The 18,792-nt window shown below is 72.8% G+C and carries 14 protein-coding genes and 3 pseudogenes; 5 read left to right on the forward strand and 12 right to left on the reverse strand.

The window, feature by feature from the left end:
* Positions 1-64 precede the first annotated feature (64 nt).
* From pheA to BJP40_RS25395, 7 genes are all read right to left on the reverse strand, one after another.
* The gene (gene pheA / locus BJP40_RS25365) at positions 65-1,003 is read right to left on the reverse strand and encodes a prephenate dehydratase (RefSeq protein ID WP_071282874.1); all 939 of its coding nucleotides are present in this window, start codon (positions 1,001-1,003) and stop codon (positions 65-67) included.
* A gap of 99 nt (positions 1,004-1,102) precedes the next feature.
* The gene (efeB, locus tag BJP40_RS25370) at positions 1,103-2,365 is read right to left on the reverse strand and encodes an iron uptake transporter deferrochelatase/peroxidase subunit (RefSeq protein ID WP_071282633.1); all 1,263 of its coding nucleotides are present in this window, start codon (positions 2,363-2,365) and stop codon (positions 1,103-1,105) included.
* Positions 2,366-2,372: 7 nt separating this feature from the next.
* A complete protein-coding gene (locus BJP40_RS25375) occupies positions 2,373-4,442 on the reverse strand; it encodes a copper resistance protein CopC (protein ID WP_071282635.1) in 2,070 nt (689 codons plus the stop codon).
* A 19-nt stretch (positions 4,443-4,461) separates the two neighbouring features.
* Positions 4,462-4,941, reverse strand: a complete 480-nt coding sequence (locus BJP40_RS25380) for a copper chaperone PCu(A)C (RefSeq protein WP_071282637.1) — start codon at positions 4,939-4,941, stop codon at positions 4,462-4,464.
* Positions 4,938-5,639, reverse strand: a complete 702-nt coding sequence (locus tag BJP40_RS25385) for an SCO family protein (RefSeq protein WP_071282639.1) — start codon at positions 5,637-5,639, stop codon at positions 4,938-4,940. Before BJP40_RS25385 ends, BJP40_RS25380 begins: the two co-directional genes overlap by 4 nt.
* Before the next feature lie 51 nt (positions 5,640-5,690).
* Positions 5,691-6,494 (reverse strand): YcnI family protein, encoded by an 804-nt coding sequence (locus BJP40_RS25390; RefSeq protein WP_071282641.1) that lies wholly within the window; start codon positions 6,492-6,494, stop codon positions 5,691-5,693.
* 106 nt (positions 6,495-6,600) lie between these two features.
* A complete protein-coding gene (locus BJP40_RS25395) occupies positions 6,601-7,410 on the reverse strand; it encodes a hypothetical protein (protein ID WP_071282643.1) in 810 nt (269 codons plus the stop codon).
* Positions 7,411-7,592: 182 nt separating this feature from the next.
* On the opposite strand from BJP40_RS25395, the gene BJP40_RS25400 reads away from it, so the two are divergent.
* Positions 7,593-8,039: an ATP-binding protein gene (locus BJP40_RS25400; RefSeq protein ID WP_071282645.1), complete on the forward strand. Its 447-nt coding sequence runs from the start codon at positions 7,593-7,595 to the stop codon at positions 8,037-8,039.
* 236 nt (positions 8,040-8,275) lie between these two features.
* On the opposite strand, the gene BJP40_RS25405 is transcribed toward BJP40_RS25400, so the two are convergent.
* Together BJP40_RS25405 and BJP40_RS25410 are read right to left on the reverse strand one after the other, a co-directional pair.
* The gene (locus tag BJP40_RS25405) at positions 8,276-9,739 is read right to left on the reverse strand and encodes an aminopeptidase P family protein (RefSeq protein ID WP_071282647.1); all 1,464 of its coding nucleotides are present in this window, start codon (positions 9,737-9,739) and stop codon (positions 8,276-8,278) included.
* A 326-nt stretch (positions 9,740-10,065) separates the two neighbouring features.
* Positions 10,066-11,643 (reverse strand): PP2C family protein-serine/threonine phosphatase, encoded by a 1,578-nt coding sequence (locus BJP40_RS25410; RefSeq protein WP_079171455.1) that lies wholly within the window; start codon positions 11,641-11,643, stop codon positions 10,066-10,068.
* Positions 11,644-12,123: 480 nt separating this feature from the next.
* On the opposite strand from BJP40_RS25410, the pseudogene BJP40_RS35915 reads away from it, so the two are divergent.
* From BJP40_RS35915 to BJP40_RS25420, 3 genes and pseudogenes are all read left to right on the forward strand, one after another.
* Positions 12,124-12,249, forward strand: a pseudogene (locus tag BJP40_RS35915) (DNA primase); the annotation flags it as partial.
* A 273-nt stretch (positions 12,250-12,522) separates the two neighbouring features.
* Complete coding sequence (locus BJP40_RS25415) at positions 12,523-13,122, forward strand: bifunctional DNA primase/polymerase (protein ID WP_079171477.1); 600 nt, start codon at positions 12,523-12,525, stop codon at positions 13,120-13,122.
* 908 nt (positions 13,123-14,030) lie between these two features.
* The gene (locus BJP40_RS25420) at positions 14,031-14,771 is read left to right on the forward strand and encodes a hypothetical protein (protein WP_071282651.1); all 741 of its coding nucleotides are present in this window, start codon (positions 14,031-14,033) and stop codon (positions 14,769-14,771) included.
* A 260-nt stretch (positions 14,772-15,031) separates the two neighbouring features.
* Here the strand turns inward: BJP40_RS25420 and BJP40_RS25425 are convergent, their stop codons facing one another.
* The 3 genes and pseudogenes from BJP40_RS25425 to BJP40_RS25435 all read right to left on the reverse strand — a co-directional run bounded on the left by BJP40_RS25425 (position 15,032) and on the right by BJP40_RS25435 (position 18,369).
* Positions 15,032-16,003, reverse strand: coding sequence for a DUF5926 family protein (locus tag BJP40_RS25425; protein ID WP_071282653.1), 972 nt, complete (start codon positions 16,001-16,003; stop codon positions 15,032-15,034).
* A 957-nt stretch (positions 16,004-16,960) separates the two neighbouring features.
* A pseudogene (locus BJP40_RS35920) lies at positions 16,961-17,515 on the reverse strand (ATP-binding protein); the annotation flags it as partial.
* Positions 17,516-17,562: 47 nt separating this feature from the next.
* Entirely contained in the window at positions 17,563-18,369 is an 807-nt protein-coding gene (locus BJP40_RS25435; protein ID WP_071282655.1) for a glycerophosphodiester phosphodiesterase, read from the reverse strand.
* Between the two features lie 215 nt (positions 18,370-18,584).
* Between BJP40_RS25435 and BJP40_RS35025 the strand changes: the two are divergent.
* Positions 18,585-18,792: pseudogene (locus BJP40_RS35025) on the forward strand (protease); the annotation flags it as partial.

Here is an 18,792-nt window from a genome sequence, read left to right on the forward strand (position 1 = left end):
GGACGCCCCGCCGCAGCCCGCGCGCGGGGAAGCAGGAGGCCTCGGTGAAGTCTCGGGCCGGTGACTACGCGCCCCGCCCGTCCTGGCATCGTGCCAGCCAGTCGGCCGCGTCCGTGAAGTCCTGGTCCGAGGTGCCTGCGCGTAGTGCCCGCACCTGCTGCGGGGTGACCCCCGCCCGGGGGTACGACCCGAGGAAGCGCACCTTCGGACAGATCCGCTTCAGCCCCATCAGCGCCTCGCCCACCCGGCGGTCCGAGATGTGGCCCTCGGCGTCCACGGCGAAGCAGTAGTTGCCGATCCCGGCGCCCGTCGGTCGCGACTGGATCAGCATGAGGTTCACACCCCGGACGGCGAACTCCTGCAGCAGCTCCAGCAGGGCGCCCGGGTGGTCGTCGCGCAACCAGATGACCATGGACGTCTTGTCGGCGCCCGTCGGCGCGGACGGCCTCGCCGGGCGGCCCACCAGAACGAAGCGGGTCTCGGCGTTCTCCGCATCGTGGATGTCGGTGACCAGTGCCTCCAGCCCGTAGGTCGCCGCCGCGAACTCGCCCGCGAACGCCGCGTCGTACCGGCCTTCCTGTACCAGTCGCGCTCCGTCGGCGTTCGAGGCGGCCGACTCCCACACGGCCTCCGGCAGGTGGGTCCGCAGCCAGTTGCGCACCTGGGGCTGCGCCACCGGGTGCCCGGTGACGGTCTTGATGTCGGACACCTCTGTGCCGGGGCGCGCCAGCAGGGCGAACGCGATCGGCAGCAGCACCTCGCGATAGATCATCAGCGGCTCGCCCGACGCCAGTTCGTCGAGGGTCGCCGTGACCCCGCCCTCCACCGAGTTCTCGATCGGCACAAGCGCAGCGGCCGCGTCGCCGTTCCGTACGGCGTCCAGCGCCGCGGGTACCGAGAGCATCGGCACCAGCTCCCGTGTCGCCGCCTCCGGCAGGGTGCGCAGAGCGGCTTCGGTGAAAGTGCCCTCGGGACCGAGGTAGGTGTATCGCGTGGCCGACATACCGGTCACCCTAATGCTCCAGAACAGTCGGCGACCGGCCTCCTGGGTTTCCGTTTCACGTGAAACAACGGCCGGGCGCAGTTTCACGTGAAACCGTCCTCATGCCTCCAGTAGCCGCTGACCGACGTACTCGCCTTCCGCAGCGCCTCCCGGCACGGCGAACAGACCGCTGGCCTCATGCCGGATGAAGACGGAGAGTGCATCGCCCCGGTCGAGCTTCCGCTGCACCGGCACGAAGCCCTTCAGCGGATCGGCCTGCCAGCAGATGAACAGCAGCCCTGCGTCCGGTGTCCCGTCCGGTCCGATCCCGTCGTGGAAGGAGAACGGTCGCCGCAGCATGGTCGCGCCGCCGTTCTGTTCCGGTGCCGAGATCCGGGCGTGCGCGTCAGCGGCGATGACCGGGCTGCCGTCCGGCCCCAGCTTGTCCAGGTCCGGCTCCGTGGTCTCCGTCCCGCCCGTCAGCGGTGCGCCGTCCGACTTGCGGCGGCCTATGACGGCTTCCTGCTGCTTCACCGAAAGGTCGTCCCAGTCGTCGAGCAGCATCCGGATGCGGCGCACGACTGCGTACGACCCACCCGTCATCCACGGCTGGTCCCCTCCCGCCGCCACGAAGACATGCCCGTCGAAGCCGGGGTCGGTCGGTTTCGGGTTGCCGGTGCCGTCCACCTGGCCCATGAGGTTGCGTGCGGTCATGGGACGCGCGGTGGCGCCCGGGGAACGGTTGAAGCCGTTCATCTGCCAGCGGACGGCTGCCGCCCCACCGGCCTCCTTCTGGAGGGTCCGCAGCGCGTGGAACGCCACCAGTGCGTCGTCGGCACCGATCTGGACCCACAGGTCTCCGTTGGACCTCTTCGGGTCCAGCCGGTCCGCCGAGAACGGCGGGAGCGGCTCCAACTCTCGGGGGCGCCGGGCGGCCAGCCCCGTACGGTCGAAGAAGCTCGCCCCGAAGCCGAACGTGACGGTCAGCGAACAGGGACCCGCGTCCCGGGCCACCCCGCCGTCCCCATCGCCCGTGGGTTCACCCGCCATCAGCCGCTCGGCCGCCGCGGACCAGCGGCGCATCAGCGCGGCGGCCTCCTTGCGGCCGGCTCCCGGCGCCAGGTCGAAGGCCAGCACGTGGCCGCACGCCTGCAGAGGCTGGAGGATGCCGGCCTGATGGGCGCCGCGGAAGGGGACCCGGGTGGTCCCGACCGTCGTCAGGGCGGCACCCTCCTCGCCGTCCGCACCTCCGAAGGCGGCGTAGCCGCCCGCTCCGGCGGCTGCGCCGGCCACCAGGCCGGTCGCGCTCGCGGCGCCGACCGTCCCGAGCAGCCTCCGCCGCGAGATCTGCAGGGTGCCGTGGGTGTTGCTCGTGTCGCTCATGTGCCGGTCAGCCGATCTTGACGTTCTTGTCGATGGTGGTCTGGTCGATGTCGGACGTGCGCACGGTGACCCGGACGCGCCACTCACCCGGCATGGGGAGCTGGGCGGCCGTGGCCTGCCACTGCCCTGTCGCGGTGCGGTTCAGCTCGACGGGCAGCGGTCCGATCTCCTGGGCGTCGAGGGTGAACGACACCTTCAGCTCGGGTAGGTCGCGCGGCTTGTCGCCCTGTCCCGTCACGAACACCCGCAGAGTGTTCCCTCCCGACCGGCCGGGGTCCAGGGTCAAGCGGACCGTTCCGACGCCGTCCGGCCCTCCTGTGTCATACGGCAGCCGCATGTCCACCGGGCGGTCCGGTACGGCCGTCGAGGACACGGCTTTGGCCTGGTCGGCCTGCTCCTGGGTCCGGCCGGGTTCGGTACCCGTGAGGGCTGTCGTCACGGCGAGGACGACGACGGCCACCGCGGCCTCGGTGACGACGGAGCGTCGCAGGCCGGCCCGGGCCGGATCGCCGTCCCTGAGGCGTTGCCGCCGGGCGGTCGCCACGGCGGCCCGCTGCCGGGCGAGCTGTGCGGCCCGTACGGGGTCCTCGCTGCCTGGCCCGTCCCCGCCGGTGCCGGCGTCGGTGGCCGGGGTCTCGTCGGCGTCGGTCCCGTCGCCAGCGGCGGGGGTCTCGTCGAGCACGGCGGTACGGCCGGCCCCGCTGCCGCGGGACTCACCCTCCTCCCGTTCGTGCGACGCGCCCGCCGGCCCGTGGGGACCGGCCGCTCCGGGCGATGCCTCCACGTCCCGGTGCGACGGCTCGGCCAGCAGGCGCGTCCAGCGCCGCGCCGCCCACGCGACCGCGAGCAGGACACCGATCAGCGCCACCTTCAGCAGCAGCAGCCGTCCGTACGCCGTGCCCGTCAGGGCCGACCAGCTGCCGACCTGCCGCCAGGACTGGTAGAGCCCGGTGGCGGCCAGCACCACCACGGCCCCGAACGCCAGCCGGGAGAACCGCCGCACGGCCTCCGGTCCGATCCTCGGGGGCGCCGAGCCGTCACCGTCGGTCGCGGGTGAGGCGTACAGCGCGACCAGGAGCGCCGCGAGCCCGCCCAGCCAGGCGGCCACGGCGAGCATGTGCAGCACGTCCATGGGCATCGCCACTCCCGGCTGGAGTCCCGTGGACGCATGCTCGGACAGGGCCCAGGTCCCGGCAAGACCGGTCGCCACGATGGCCCCGCCGACGGCGAGGCCGAACTCCAGGTCCTTCTTGTCCGTATCCTGCCCCCGCCGTGCGTACGCCCCGAAGAGCACGGCGACGAACAGCGCCGCCGCGCCCATGAGGAGAAGCCGCGAGGACAGTGCCGCACCGGTTTTCGTGGCCAGCACCGCCTGCAGCCCGCCGAGGTCCAGCGCGTCGGCCAGTTTCCCCGACCCGGTGTACGGGGTCCGCAGGAGCAGCAGGGCCAGGGTGGCCGCCGTCAGCGTCACCCACCCGTACGCGACCAGCCGCTGCACGGGCCGCGCCGCCGCGCCGCGCGGCCAGCAGGCCAGGACGAAGACGCCACCGCCGACCAGCACGGTGAAGCCCGCGTAGGACACGTACCGGCCGATGTCATAGAGGACACCGACCGGTCCGCCACCGGCCTGCTGCGCCGGGAGCGCGACCGTCGTCTCCGAAGGCGCTCCGATGGAGAAGGTGAACGCCCCGGAGATCGGATGGCTGTCCGCGGACACGGCCTGCCACGCCACGGTGTAGGTGCCGTCCTTCAGGCCGGTCCGCAGACCGACGCCGTACTGCACGACCGAGCCGCTGCACAGGTCCTGCAGCTCACCGACATCGGCGCGCTTGCCGCTGGGTTCGAGGACGCGGATGGAGTCGTCGCCCAGGGCGACCTGCTCGGAGAAGGTGAGGGTGACGCGCTGCGGCGCCGTGGCGACCACCGCCCCGTCCTTCGGGTCGCTGCCGGTCAGCGTGGAGTGCGCGGACGCCGCGCCGGACAGCGCGGAACCGAGCAGCGCCACGGTGAGCACCAGCAGTACCGACAGCCGGGACAGGACCGGGAACGCTCCGAAGCGAGAGGCGGTGGCCGTCATCAGGTGGCTCCCTCGGTCCTCAGTGGTGCTGCGCCGGATTGTGGGTCCTGGCCTCGACGGGGACCTCCACGGTGATCGTGTCGGACTCCTTGAAGCGCAGCTCCACGCGGACCTTGTCGCCCTGCTTCAGGTCCCGCTTGAGATCCATGAACATCAGGTGGTTGCCGCCGCGTTCCAGAGACAGCGATCCGTTGGCCGGCACGTCGAAGGACGTCACCTGCTGCATCTTCTGGTCCTTCGTCTCGTGCAGCTGCACGTCGTCGGACACGTCGCTCGTGACGGCCGTCAGGGTGTCGGCGGCTCCACCGGTGTTGGTGACGGTGAGGAAGCCGCCGGCCATGTCGCCGTTGACCGGCTCCGGTATGAAGGCGCCGCTGACCTTGAGTGCCGGGCCGCCGTCCGAAGACGCATCAGCGGTGGAGCAGCCGCTCAGGGCGAGTCCGGAGACCAGGGCGAGGGCGGCGGCAAGGGAACGTGCGGTGGTGGTGCGGTGGTTCACGGGTTCTCTCCACGGATGAGCTTCGGCAGGTCTGCGGCGTACTCCTGGACGGAGGTGTCCTCTCCGTAGAGGACGTAGCCCTGGTCCGTCTTCGGCGAGAAGGCGATGACCTGTGCGCCGTGCATGGAGACGACCTTGCCGTTCTTGTCCTTCGTCGGCGGGTCGATGCCGATGCCCATCGCCCGGGCGCCCGCCTGGATGCTCGTGAAGTCGCCGCTGAGCCCGATGAAGGAGGGGTCTCCCGCGGACGGCAGCCACTTGGCGAGCTCGGCGGGGGTGTCCCGTTCCGGGGCGGTGGTGACGAAGACCACCTGGAGCTTGTCCCGGTCTGCCTGGGGGAGGTCCTTCATCGCCGTGGCGATGTTGCTCATGGTGAGGGGGCAGACGTCGGGGCAGTGGGTGTAGCCGAAGTAGATCAGGGTCGGCTTGCCCTTGGTGCGCTCCCGCAGGTCGAACTGCTTGCCGGCGGTGTCCGTGAGGACGAGGTCGGGCTTGGTGAACGGCCTGTCCAGGACGGTGGCCGCCTTGGTCGTGGCCGGGGCGACGGACACGTCGGCGACCGGCTGGCCGCCCGGGGTCCGGTCGGTGCCGCAGGCGGTCAGTGCCACGGCGGCCGAGGCCGTGACCAGCGCGGCTGTGAACAGCGGGGAGCGCCGGGCCGCGCGGCGGGGCCGCGCGGCGCGGGTGAGCTTACGCATCGGGTTCTCTCTTCGAGGGGGCGGTCGTCGGGTGCAGGGCCCGGTGGGACATCATGCGGAGCGGCGGCGTCCGGCGAGGACGCCGAAGGCCACACCGGCGGCACCGACCAGGATGCCGATGACGCCGAGCACACGGGCGGTGGTGTCGCTCGCGTCGCCGGCGGAGGCGGCGGCCTGGCCGGCTCCGGAGCCCTGCCTGCCGTCCGTCTTCTGCTCGTCGGCCGTGTGGCCGTCCGCCTTCTTCGCGTCGGACGCCGTGCCGTGGTGACCCTCCGAGGCGGCACCCAGCTTCAGGACCGGTGCGGGCGACTCCGGCTCGGACCCGCCATCCTTCGACGGCTCCTCGATCCACCGGACGACCTCGTTGTTGTCGTACGTCTGGAGGGCCTTGAAGACGAGCAGGTCGGTGTTCTCGGGCAGACGGCCCAGCGACACCGGGAACTGCTGGAACTGGCCCGGCGCGATCTTCGAGCCGTCCGCCGTCCACGTGATCTTGGACGGTGCCTCGGTGATCTTCTTGCCGTGCATGTCCAGCGGGGTGGTCAGCTTCGCCTTGTCGACCTTCACGGTCCAGCCGGGCACGGGCTGCGGCATCACGGAGGCGATGGGGTGGTCGGTGGGCAGGGTGACCTCCACCTTCACGGTGGAGGCGTTGTCCCGCTCGTTGGGCACCTTGAAGTTCACCGTCGCGAAGCCGCCCTTGGCGGCCTCCCCCTGCGGCTGGACGGTGACGTGGGCGTGTGCGGAGGGGGACAGCAGCAGGACGGACGACACGGCCAGCCCGCCGGTGACGGCGAGGCGACCGGCCACCGCGAGGCGGCGGGAACGGAGTGAGGAGTTCGTGTGAGAGCTCATGGCTGAGGACACTCCACAGATCGGTGTGGCGGTGGGACGCCTGTGCACGCCGTGGAGACGGCATGCGCGCAGGCGCGGCGGCCCGCCCCCTGTCGAGCGGGTCGCGTCAGGCTGCGAGGTGGTATACGGCTGGGGGGCCGCGCCTGATCACCGTGTGGTGAAGTGCGTCCGCAGCCATCGGCAGCGGGATGTCGTCGTCGCCGTGCGGTGCCCGCAGCACCGCGTTCGGCGCCGTGTGGGCGGCGCAGGCCAGCAGGCGTACGAGGACGAGCGCGGCGCGCAGGGACCGTACGAGGCCCTCCGCGGCGACTTCGGCGGCGCCGCGCGCCGACATGTGGGCCAGGCGGGCCAGACGGAGCAGCGCGAGATCACCGTGGCGCAGCAGCCAGCCCGTGGCCAGCGCGGCCAGCAGGTGGCCCAGCAGCATCGCGAGGCTGGGCAGCGTGGCCGCCGCCTGCGGGGCCGCGGCGGCGACCGTGCCCGCAGCGGGTGCGGCGGCCGCGACGGCCCGCTCCGGGTCCAGCCCCGCCGCCGTGATGATCCGGTGTGCCTCGCCCGGGCTCAGTTGGGCCGCACCGGCACCGCAGACCAGGCGGGCGGCGGCGCGGATCAGGGCGTCACCCCCGGAGCCCGTGGCGTCCGCAGCGACGGATGCAGCCGCGTGCTGCTGGCCCACCCCGAACACGGTGTGCAGTGCCAGCTGGCCGGCGACGAGCGCCGCCGTGATGGCGGGAAGCGAACGCTCGCGGCCGGTGAAGGGCAGGGCGAGCACGAACACGGCCGCGAACCCTGCGCTCAGCGTCCACCACGGGACGGCCTCGCAGGCGGCGAGGACATGGCCCAGTGCGGACAGCACGACGCAGACCGCGGTGAACACCGCGGCCCTCAGCAGTCGCGGACCGGTGAGCGCAGACATGGCCGGGCCATCATCCCACCACGCTCTCGGGCTTCGTACGGCAGGTCCGGAAGGTCGGCTTTGCCGCTGGAATTCCCCCGTATGTATCCGGCCGAACGAGGGACCGCCCGTCAGCTCCACGCTTACTCGCCGCGTATGTGGCAATACGTACCGATATGTCGAGCCGCGGCAGGAGGCTGCGCATGAGCATCTGGTGGTCCCTCCATTTGCGGCGCGAGGCTGCGAGCGTCCCGCTCGCCCGTCGGCTACTCCTCGGCACCATGGAAACCGCGGGAGTCGACCCGGACACCTCCTACGACCTCTCGCTGGCCCTCGGTGAGGCGTGCGCGAACGCCGTCGAGCACGGTGGTGAGGAGTCGGCGGAGTTCCGGGTGACCGCCTACCTGGATGGTGAGAAGTGTCGGATCGAGGTGGCCGATTCGGGTCCGGGTTTCCCGGCGGGCCCGTTCCATGCGGTTCCACGGGAACTGGTACCGGGCGATGCGGAGAGCGGGCGCGGCCTGCGCCTGATCGAAGAACTGGCCGACCACGTGCACTTCGGCAACAGAGCCGGCAGGGGAGGCGCCGTGGTCAGCTTCGACAAGATCCTCAAGTGGCGTCCCGGAGCACCCCTGACCCTGACGAGCTGACGCTGACGATCTCCGGCCCCGACGAGCTGATCATGAGGTGACGGACCGTGTTTCACGTGAAACGTCCCCCGCCGGTGGCCGGCGGGGGACGTTTCACTTCGCAGCCCCGGACGCGAGGCGCGCGGGGTGCCGACACCTCCGAGGCGACATCGTGCATCCGCTCGATGCCGCCCAGGACGCTGCGGTCGCGTGTCGGTGCGGTGCCGCGCACCGCGGCCGGGCGGTGGGTGGCCGTGTCAGGCCTTGAGCTCGGCCATCCATGCCTCGACCTCGTCGGAGCGGCGCGGCAGGCCGGCGGACAGGTTCCGGTTGCCGTCCTCGGTGACGAGGATGTCGTCCTCGATCCGCACGCCGATGCCCCGGTACTCCTCCGGCACCGTCAGGTCGTCCGCCTGGAAGTACAGGCCCGGCTCAACCGTCAGGCACATGCCCGGCTCCAGCGTGCCCCCGGAGTACGCCTCCGTGCGCGCGGCCGCGCAGTCGTGGACGTCCATGCCGAGCATGTGGCCCGTGCCGTGCAGCGTCCAGCGTCGCTGGAGGCCGAGCTCCAGGACACGCTCGACCGGCCCTTCGACAAGGCCCCACTCGACGAGCTTCTCGGCGAGCACGCGCTGTGCGGCGTCGTGGAAGTCGCGGAACTTGGCGCCGGGCTTCACCGCCGCGATACCGGCCTCCTGCGCCTCGTACACGGCGTCGTAGATCTTCCGCTGGAGGTCGGTGAACGCGCCGGAGATCGGCAGCGTCCGCGTGATGTCGGCGGTGTACAGCTCCGTCGTCTCCACGCCGGCGTCGAGCAGCAGGAGGTCGCCGGAGCGCACGGGGCCGTCGTTGCGGACCCAGTGCAGCGTGCAGGCGTGCGGACCCGCGGCGCAGATGGAGCCGTAGCCGATGTCGTTGCCCTCGACGCGGGCGCGGAGGAAGAACGTGCCCTCGATGTAGCGCTCGGACGTGGCCTCGGCCTTGTCCAGCACCTTCACGACGTCCTCGAAGCCGCGGGCGGTGGAGGCGCACGCCTTCTCCAGCTCCGCGATCTCGAAGTCGTCCTTCACGAGGCGCATCTCGGAGAGGAAGACCCGCAGCTCCTCGTCGCGCTCCGCGGTCACCTTGTCGGTGAGTGCCTTCTCGATGGCGGCGTCATGGCCGCGGACGACCCGGACGGGGCCGGTGGCCTCGCTGAGCCTGGTCGGCAGCTCACGGACGTCCCCGGTGGGGATGCCGTACAGCGTCGCGGCCTCGGTCAGCGAGTGGCGGCGGCCCACCCACAGCTCGCCCTGGCCGGACAGCCAGAACTCGCCGTTCTCGCGGTTGGAGCGCGGCAGCAGGTACAGCGTCGCGTCGTGCCCCTCGTTCCCGCCCTTCGGCTCCAGGACGAGGACGCCGTCCTCCGTCTGGTTGCCGGTGAGGTACGCGTACTCGGTGGCCGCGCGGAAGCTGTACTCCGTGTCGTTCGACCGGGTCTTCAGGTTGCCGGCGGGGACGACGATGCGCTCGCCGGGGTACCGCGCGGACAGCGCCGCACGCCGGGCGGCGGTGTGCGCGGCCTGGGCGACGGGCTCCAGGTCGTGCAGCTCGGTGTCGGCCCAGCCGGACTTCATGTTCGCCGCGAGTTCGTCGGACACGCCCGGGTACAGGCCGTTCTTCCGCTGCTCGATCGGCTCTTCTTCGCTCTCCGGGGTCTCCGGCGTGAGCTCCTCGGCCACGGGTCCGCCTCCTTGGATCGATGGAACAGAACCCCCATGTCATCGTACGGGCGGACGGAGGGGACCCCGCTGGCGGACCGCGACCGGGCTGCGCCGCCCGCCGCGATACGGCGGCGACGCGTGGGGCGCAGCCCCGTGCGTGCCGGGGCGATCCGGCTCATCAGGCGCCGGTAGCGGGGGGCGACCCGCTCGGCGGCGCGGCCGACCCGGTCGCGGCCGGGTCCTTCCCCCCTGCCCCGGTCGCCGCGGGCAGTGACGGGACAGGTGCCGGCGCGCCGGCACCGGGCGGCCCGCGGGGAGGGCCGCCCGTGAGCATGCCTGCCGCGTCAGTCGAAAAGGGCGGCCAGCATCACCACGTCCTCCGTGGGCCGGCCCTCGCCCTGCCCGTCCGCCTCACCGAGTGCCCCGGGCAGAACGGTCCGCAGGACGTGGTCGGCGACCGCCTCCGGCTCGGCGCGGTCGGCCTTCGGCACGCTTGCCGCGGCCGCGTGCAGTCGGGCGAAGGCCCGGTCCACCGGCCCCCCGATCCTCCGCAGCAGCCCGTCCGTGTAGAGCAGCAGCGTCTCGCCGGGTTCCACGACCAGCTCCACACTCGGTGCCTCCCAGCAGGAGAGCATGCCGAGCGGCGCCGACAGCGACGTCTCGACGTACTCCGTCCGTCGGGTACCGACCACCAGCGGCGGGGCGTGCCCGGCGCCGGCCAGTACGAGCTTGCGCAGCGCGGGCTCGGCGTACGCGAAGAGCGCCGTCGCGGACCGCGCGGGCTCGGTCAGGCGGAGCAGCAGCTCCAGGTCGGACAGGACGGCGACCGGGTCCTCCCCCTCCATGACGGCGTACGCCCGCAGGGACGCCCGCAGTCGCCCCATCGCGGCCAGCGCGCTCGGCCCGGAGCCGCAGACCGAGCCGACGGCCAGCCCCAGGGCGCCCTCCGGCAGCGCCAGCGCGTCGTACCAGTCGCCGCCGCCCTCGGAGCCGGGCACGTGCCGCCCGGCCAGCCGGACGCCCGGCACACGGGGCAGCCTGCTCGGCATGAGCTCTTCCGCCAGCGTGGTGATCCGGGCCCGGCCGCGCTCCAGCTCCAGCAGCCGGGCCAGGTGCTCGGAGGCGTACTGGCCGTAGAGCCCGACGAGGTGGCGGCGGCGTTCGGTCGGCTCGGCGGGTTCGTCGTACAGCCACACGGCGGCGCCGAGCCTTCCCGCGCCGTCGGTGACGAGCGGTACCGCGTAGCTCGCGGCGAAGCCGAGGCGGGCGGCGACCTCGCGGTGCCGCGGGTCCAGGTCCTCGTCGCCGAGCAGGTCCGGGACCGATACGGAGCGGGGCTGCCCGCCGGACGCGAGGTCCCGTCCGCTGGCCTCGTCGGCCACGGTCCTGGCGGGGGGCAGGCCGTCGAGGATGCGTCCGTAGGACGTGGCGCTGCGCGGGACGGTTTCGATGGTGCCGAGTTCGGCGTGGGCGAGGCCCAGGCCGATCGTCGCACGGGGGCCGTGCCCGTCGGCGGGTTCGAGCACGGCCATGCCGCGGCGTGCGCCGACGAGGGCGGCGCCGGCCCGCAGCAGTTCGTGCAGGGCGTCGTCGAGCGTGCCGGTCCTGGCGAGCCGCTCGGTCAGTTCGTGCAGGGTGGTGAGGTCGGAGACCCAGCCTGCCAGCCGGTCCTGGATCAGCGTGTGGGGTGCGCTGGCCGCGGCGGGGATGCCCGGGAGAGGCGTTGCAGTGTGCGCAGGAGCGGGAACCGTCGGATCGATTCCAGCCACTTTCGGCAGGTGAGGGGTGCTCATGGCAGCCGGCTTCCCGGCTGCGTCTCTTTGCTCAATAGCATCGCAAACCCCCATGTCAATCCGCATGTCATGCTGCGCCGCTATCACTGCATCCACATGTACACGCACTGGGAAGGGGATGTCCAGCATTGTCCAGCGGGACGCGTGGTGTTTGTGCAATGCTGAACTTGGCCAAAAATCAGTCCCGGTGGGGAGGTTTTGCGGTCGACTGAGCGCGTTCGACATGGGGGCACCACCCGGGGCGACAACCAGACCGACTCGGGCGGAGCGTCATTCCGGACGTGCGGGGTACGTAATCGTTGGTGGCCAGGGGAAGTTGGAGCCGACCCGGAACCCGGCGGGAAGGCATCGGCGTCCTCATCACCGAGAGCGCGCCCCGTCCTGGCGGACGGAAGGCGATTCGCCTCGCGCGCCACCCCTCGCCAAGCGTTCAACGGACTCAGCCGACGCTCTGCCCCTCAGCGGTGTTGCCTGCCGCGCCGGAAGCGGGATTCCCCGTGCCGCCTCCGGGTGGCGAGGGCGGTGACGCACCGCCTCGTACGCACAGTGAAGTAACGCACACGTGTTGTGATCTGGACCTCGGCGTTCAACGGAAAGGAACGAGCGCTCATGCGCGAGATCCTCGGAAGGCGACGCAGGCTCCCGTTCGGGCGGAAGAAGGGCCCTGACCACCGTGAAGCGGCGCTGCTCTGCGCCACCCGGTGGCACTGGCCCGTCCTCCCCGGCGTGGGGCTCAAGGCGGCGGAGGCAACGGAGTCAGCGAACGCGAAGGAGCCGGCGAAGACAGCGGAACCGACGAAGGCGCCCCGGCCCGCGAGGACCACCCGATGGGCGCAGGTACCCGGAGCGGCCGGAGGGCCCCGCGGGACGGAGGCACCCCAACCAGTGCGCCCCGACCGAGCCGTGGAAGCAACGCGCGGGACGGAGGCGTCCGGAGCGGGGGGCGCACCCGAAGCGCCGCAGGCGCCACGGGAGGGCCGGGGGCGACAGGGCGCCGAGACGTCCGGACTGTGGAAGGCGACCCGCGGACAGACGCGGGGTCCGGCGGCCGGCGCGCGGCCGGTCTGTGCCTGCCCCGATCCCGGATGCGTGGTTCCCGGCGCCCATCCGTTCGACCCCGGCCTCCTGGCGGCCACCACAGACGCCCGCATGGTCCGCTGGTGGTGGACCCGGCGGCCGGACGCGCCCGTCCTCCTCGCGACCGGGGGCCGCGCGCCGTGCGCGGTGAGCCTGCCCGCGGCCGCCGGTGCCCGCGCCCTCGCCGTGCTCGACCAGCGTGGCCTGCGGGTCGGCCCCGTCGTGGCGACCCCCACACGCTGGTCGCTCCTGGTCGCGCCGTACGGCCTGGAGCGCCTCGGTGAGCTCCTGTACGCCCTGGACATGGTGCCCAGTTCCCTGCGGTTCCACGGGCCGGGCGGCTATCTGGTGCTGCCGCCGTCACAGACCGGCACGGGCGGGGTGCGCTGGGAGCGGCCTCCCGTCACGGACGCCGCACCGCGCGCGGGCGGTGGCGCCGCGCCGTGGCTGCCGGAGGTCGAATCGGTGGTCGAAGCCCTCGTCGAGGCGAGCGCGAGCGTGCCGGATGTCGGCAGCAGCCTGAGGTACTGAACGCCTCGGCACCGCGGCTTCCCGGCCCGCGCCTCCTCACAGGACGTCCCGGGGGTCGGCCTTCATGAGCACCCATTGTCTTGAGGGCCGGTTGCGTCGCGACGCTGGTCGCTTCGGGCGGCGGCCGTACCGCGGCGCGGCGCGGGTGCCTGGGCCGTCTGCCTCCTGCACCAGCCGACTTCCGCAACAGCCGTCGTCCTGTGCCACCTACCGGCCGTCGTCCTATGCCGCCCGCCCTCTCATGCCGGCCGTCGTCCTGCGCCGGCCGTCCTCTTGTAGAGGCCGCCTTCCGTAGTGGCCGTCTCCAATGGTGACCGTCTTCCGCATCAGCTGTGTACGGGGCGGCAGCTTGAGGCATGGGCGGCCCCGTGTCCCGACCGCCTGGCGCATGTACGGCAGGACAGCGTGCCGCGGCGGCCGGGCGTGCGGTGGGCGCAGGGGTTCTGCGGCGGTGCAGGGGAGTGGAGCGGCAGGACGCGTTGTGGTGCGCCCGTGATGCCGGTGCTCGTGGAGGCTGACGTTGCAGGCGTGTCCCGCAGCCTTGGTCCCGCAGAGCCGCGTTCGGCAGTCCTGAGACTGGCAGCGCCGTGCCCGGCAGCGCGCCGGCGCCGGAGGCCACGAAGGCACCCGGAGGGCCGGCGGCGTCGGAGCGCCGCGGGGACTGACGTGGACGCCGACCGTACGGCGGCTGGTGAGCCCGGGCAGTCCGTGGAGAGGGAGGCGTGGGCACAGAGGGAAGGCCGCTCTTATAGACGAGGGTGGTGCCGAAGGGGCGGCGTGCGGACGCGGGGTCACTCGTACGAGTGTGAGCGGAGGCCTCCTTGTACGGAGAACGGGGGCGGGGCGGAAAGGGCCCGGGTCGTCCGCCGCTATGGTCGGCCCACCGTCGCAACCCGGAAGACACCCCCATGAACCTCCGCATGACCGGTCTGGGCGCCGCCGTGGCCGTCGCCACGCTGCTGCCCTTCGTGGCGACCGCCGTACCTGCCGCCGGCCCCGAACGGGCGGCTCTCACCGCCGGTGGTGGGCTCGACCCCGGGATCCGCCCCACGGCGCCCCTGTCCGTCCCGCTGCCCACCCCCGGATCGGGCTCGCAGCCCGGGCCCGGTGCCGGCCGTGCCGAGGCGCCCGGGGGCCGCGCCGCGGACGGCTCCGGCACGGTGGCGGGGGCTTCCGGCGCCGTCTCCGCGCCGCCGTCCTCGGCCCCCCGGCCCGGTTCGTCGCCCGAGGCGCCGGTTCTGGCCGAAAGTGACGGTCGGCAAGACGTACGGCCCCCCGGTTCGGCGGGCGGCCCCCAGGGGCGTGCCGCCCGCTGCGGTCCTCCGCTGGTCTCGCCCGGCGGGGTGGAGGCCCAGACGTGCGTGCTCACCGAAGGCGCGGAAACCTGGGGCCGTACTTACTACCGCAACACCAGCGGCGAGGCGCTCCGAGCCGTCCTCAGCCTCATGGGGCCGGCCGGGCGTACGGTGCGCACGCACTGTGCGATTTCCCGGGGCGACGAACCGGGCGCATGCGAAACCCCACGTGAGAAAGGGCGCGGGCCGATCGAGGAGTACACGGCGGTCGCGGAGTTCGCGGCCGACGGCGACCCCGAGAGTCCGCTACTGCTGAGGGCGGCCAGCAACCCCGCCCCGACAGCCGGGAGTTGACGAATGCAACGATCCGACGAGGCGGCAGGCGGAAGATCGCATTCCGAAACTCATGCAGAAACCCGGTCGCTGGCGACGGGGGATGCACCAGCGACCGGGCTTCCAGAACGGTAACAAGAGATCCGCGGTTCGCAAATTCGATCTCTCTTATTCGGACAGCGACTTACCCGCCGGTACGTTCGGGGAAGCCGTCCGGCCGACAGGCGGGGAGGCGCCGCGCCGGCACGCCGCTCGCCCCTGCCGGCGACACCGGGGACGGATCAGCTCAGGGTGACCTGACGGTTCGTGAGGCCGCCGCGTGCCCGTCGCTCGTCGGCGGTCAGCGGCGCGTCCGACGCGAGTGCCCCGGCCAGCCGCTCCGCGAACTCCGCGGCGGGCTTCTCGCAGTCCTCCGCGGTCATGGTGCTCGGCAGGTCCCACACCGGGACGACCAGGCCGTGCGCCCGGAACGACCCCACCAGGCGAGTGCCCTCACCCAGCGACGACGTGCCCGCGGAGTGCAGCCGGGCCAGCGCGTCCAGCAGGCTCTCCTCCGAGTGCGGCATCACCCAGCGCAGGTGGTTCTTCGCGGGTGTCTCGCACCAGTACGCCGCGTCCACGCCGGACAGCTTGACGGTCGGGATGGCGGCTGCGTTCGCCCGCTCCAGGGAGGCGGCCACGTCCGGGGAGGCGCTGTCGGCGGAGTCCGGCACCCAGAACTCGAAGCCCGTGTGGACGGTCGGCTCGAAGCCGGCGTCGCCGTCCAGCAGGTCCTGGAGGCGCGGGCCGTCGGCCGGAACCCGGCGGGCCGCGACCGGCGAGCCCGGCTGGACGGTCAGGGCGCGCTGCAACGTGTCCGCCATGTCGCGGCTGAGGTCGCCCGAGGAGGTGTCGTTCTGCAGCGCGAGGAGGACGGAGCCGTCGTCGCGGCGCAGGGCCGGCCAGGCCATCGGCAGTACGGTGGCCAGCGTCACGGACGGCACACCGTCGGGAAGGCCGTCCTTGAGGTGGAGCGGGGCGGTCGCGGCGGGGACCAGCTCGCGCAGTGCGACCCAGTCGCACTCGCCGGCCAGGCCCTCGAACGGACGCTGCACCAGTTCGGTCGCCGCGTGCGCGGCGCCGCGGCCGTGGCAGGCCTTGTAGCGGCGGCCCGAACCGCAGGGGCAGGGCTCGCGGGCGCCGACGACCGGCACCTCGCCGTCCGTCACCTGCGGCTTGCCGGCGGCCTTGGTCTGGGGGCGCTTCTTGGCCATGCGTGGGTTCTCCCGTTGGAACGCGATGCTCTGTCGGCCGCGAGCCTAGCCCCACGAGGCCGCCGGGACGCCAGCCGACGCCGCGAGAGGAGCGGGGCGGCCGCACGCGTCGGAGGTCCGTCGGGGGCCCGAGTCGGCCGGGTCCGACTGTTCCGCCACCTGGTGGCCGGTGGCCCCGCGGGGCTGCGGGCCGGGGAACCCATTGTGCGAACAACGATCACAGGGCACGGTGCCCCCGCGAGCCTGTGAGCCTGGCTGGGCTCCGCGCCCGGCTGGCCTTGGTGGTGCTGGTGTGACCTCAGAGGCGAAGGATCGTGACTCCGCGCCCTACGAGTCCGGGGTCCTGGTGGCGCTGGTGGCGGTCCTGGTGGTCCGGGTTGCGCCCCTGCGGCCGGGGCAAGCCCAGGGCCCGGGTGGTAACGGCGGCTCGGGTGGCCTCGGCGCCTGACAGCCCGTGACTCCGCTCCCGGGCGATCCGCCGGGAGACCCGGTGCCTGTTGTCGGACGCCTGCCCGGCGCCCGTCCGGCGCCTCCTGTCCGGTGGTCGGCGGACCGGTGGCCGTCAGGGCCCTGTGGCCGTCCAACAGGGGCCGACGGTGCGCGGCCTGCTGCCGGTCGGCCGCGCGGGCGGAACGCCTCGGCGCCCGGTGTCGATGCGCGCGGGCCGGCCGGGCCCCATGAGCCAGAGGCCCGTAGTGGGGGTGTGCCGTCCTATGAGCCGAAGGCCCCGTACGAGTCCCATGCGTCGCAGGCCCCGAACGCGCCGATGTCCTCGTACGCGCCGAGCAGCCCCGGGGCCTCGTCCCGCGGGGCCGCCCGGTCCACCGTTTCGCCGGCGTCCGGGGCGGGTGCGGGGACGCCGCCGTTGCGGGGCCTGCCGTTGCGCTGCACCCCGCTTCGTGGCGTACCGTTGCGCGAGTCGGCCCCAACTCCCCTACCGCTGAAGCCCATTGGTGTGACGCGCGTAGCGAGAGGGTCATGCCGAGGCGTTGTTCCGGCGACCAGGACCCACACCGTGACTTCGCCGCCGGCGCCGTCCCGTACACCCCAGTCCTGGGCCAGCGCGCTGATGATGTTCAACCCCCGGCCGCCTCGTGCGGTGACCGAAGGGGTGGAGGGAACCGGGCGGGTGGGACCGCCGCCGTCCGTCACCTCGACGGTCAGCCCGCCCTGGTCGTCGACCCGCCAGGTGGCCCGCACGGCTCCGTCGCCGACATCGGCGGCGTCCAGCGGTCTGCCGTGCCGGCAGGAGTTGCTGAGCAACTCGGAAAGGATCAATACGGCGTCGTCGACGACGGAATCGGCGACTCCGCCGCGGCGGAGCTCCTTGCGCATCCGGCTTCTCGCCTCGCCCACGCCCGCAGGGCCGTGGGGTACGGCCATGCTCGACGACGTCGGCACTTCTTGTGCCACCACCAACGCCACCCCCGAGACCTCCTTCGCCCCACGCCACGGTGTGGATGCCCCCTTGGTATGGGCCGGAAACCGGTCAGTCCGCATACAGTGACGCATTCGACACGCATGGTCACGGAGTGAACGCGCCGGAGCACTGCAAGTAACTACTGAGGCGTACGACCCAGTTGGGACAGGACGTGTTTGGGGCGATTCGTGATAATTGCGTCCACCCCGAGCCGCATGCACAGCTCCACGTCCTCGGGCTCGTCGACGGTCCACACATGGATCCGGTGCCCCGCCCGCTGGAGGCGTGCCACGTACGCGGGATGGCTCCGGACGATCCTCACGGAGGGCCCCGCGATCCTGGAGCCGGCCGGCAGGCGCCCGTCCCGCAGCAGCGGTGAGAGGAACTGCGTCAGGTACACGGTGGGCAAGGCCGGCGCGGCCGCGGTGACGCGGTGCAGCGAGCGGGCGGAGAAGCTCATGATCCGTACGGACGAGTCCTCCGGCGTCGGCGGCTCGGCCAGCCCGAACCGCCGCAGGAGCTGGACGAGCCGCTCCTCGACCTGCCCGCGCCAGCGGGTCGGGTGCTTCGTCTCGATGGCGAGCTCGACGGGCCGCCCCGCGTCGGCGACCAGTTCCAGCAGCCGTTCGAGGGTGAGGACGGAGGTGTACTCGGGGTCGCCCCAGTCCGGGCTCTCCCGCGCGTCCTTCCACGAGCCGAAGTCGAGCGCTGCAAGATCGGCGAGCTCCAGGCTGGAGACCGCGCCGCGGCCGTTGGACGTGCGGTTCACGCGCCGGTCGTGCACGCAGACGAGATGACCGTCCGCGGTGAGCCGTACATCGCACTCCAGGGCGTCCGCCCCGTCCTCTATGGCCTTCACGTAGGCGGCGAGGGTGTGTTCGGGCGCGTCCTCGGAGGCGCCGCGGTGGGCGACCACCTGGATGGTGTGCGGGCGTGTGTGGGTCACCGCGTCATGGTGCCACCTTTGCGCGGCCCTCCGGGAGGCAGCCTGGATGATCCGGTATGTCCGCAGATAAAGGAGACGCGGCAGACGCACAGGTCCCGCTTACAGTGGCCTGACGAGCTGTGGGAAAAGCTGGACACGGACCGCGTGACGATGCTGCCGCGGCCCCGCCCCAGACGACGACGTGGACAGACGCGGAAACCGAGGAGAGACGAGCTGTGAGCACCGAGAACGAGGGCACTGCGGTCCCGTCCGCCCCCGACGCCCCGCCGGAGGCTCCCTCACAGGCGGCCGCTCCCGCCCCGGCAGGCCCGCAACCGACACCCGCGGCACCGGACGCTTCCTCCGGGACGGCCCCGGACCCCGCGGCACCAGGCGCCGCCGAACCGGCCGCTCCGGCCTCCGCCGCGGCGGGCGGCCCCGACC

Source organism: Streptomyces sp. CC53, from assembly GCF_001865245.1.
Taxonomy (GTDB): domain Bacteria; phylum Actinomycetota; class Actinomycetes; order Streptomycetales; family Streptomycetaceae; genus Streptomyces.

What these genes read in the sequence shown, in the direction of transcription:
- BJP40_RS25410 (WP_079171455.1), bottom strand. Translation starts at nt 11,643, where the DNA reads ATGCTGGACATCCCCTTCCCAGTGCGTGTACATGTGGATGCAGTGATA.
- BJP40_RS25425 (WP_071282653.1), bottom strand. Translation starts at nt 16,003, where the DNA reads ATGGCCAAGAAGCGCCCCCAGACCAAGGCCGCCGGCAAGCCGCAGGTG.
- pheA (WP_071282874.1), bottom strand. Translation starts at nt 1,003, where the DNA reads ATGTCGGCCACGCGATACACCTACCTCGGTCCCGAGGGCACTTTCACC.
- BJP40_RS25375 (WP_071282635.1), bottom strand. Translation starts at nt 4,442, where the DNA reads ATGACGGCCACCGCCTCTCGCTTCGGAGCGTTCCCGGTCCTGTCCCGG.
- BJP40_RS25400 (WP_071282645.1), top strand. Translation starts at nt 7,593, where the DNA reads ATGAGCATCTGGTGGTCCCTCCATTTGCGGCGCGAGGCTGCGAGCGTC.
- BJP40_RS25420 (WP_071282651.1), top strand. Translation starts at nt 14,031, where the DNA reads ATGAACCTCCGCATGACCGGTCTGGGCGCCGCCGTGGCCGTCGCCACG.
- BJP40_RS25395 (WP_071282643.1), bottom strand. Translation starts at nt 7,410, where the DNA reads ATGTCTGCGCTCACCGGTCCGCGACTGCTGAGGGCCGCGGTGTTCACC.
- efeB (WP_071282633.1), bottom strand. Translation starts at nt 2,365, where the DNA reads ATGAGCGACACGAGCAACACCCACGGCACCCTGCAGATCTCGCGGCGG.
- BJP40_RS25390 (WP_071282641.1), bottom strand. Translation starts at nt 6,494, where the DNA reads ATGAGCTCTCACACGAACTCCTCACTCCGTTCCCGCCGCCTCGCGGTG.
- BJP40_RS25385 (WP_071282639.1), bottom strand. Translation starts at nt 5,639, where the DNA reads ATGCGTAAGCTCACCCGCGCCGCGCGGCCCCGCCGCGCGGCCCGGCGC.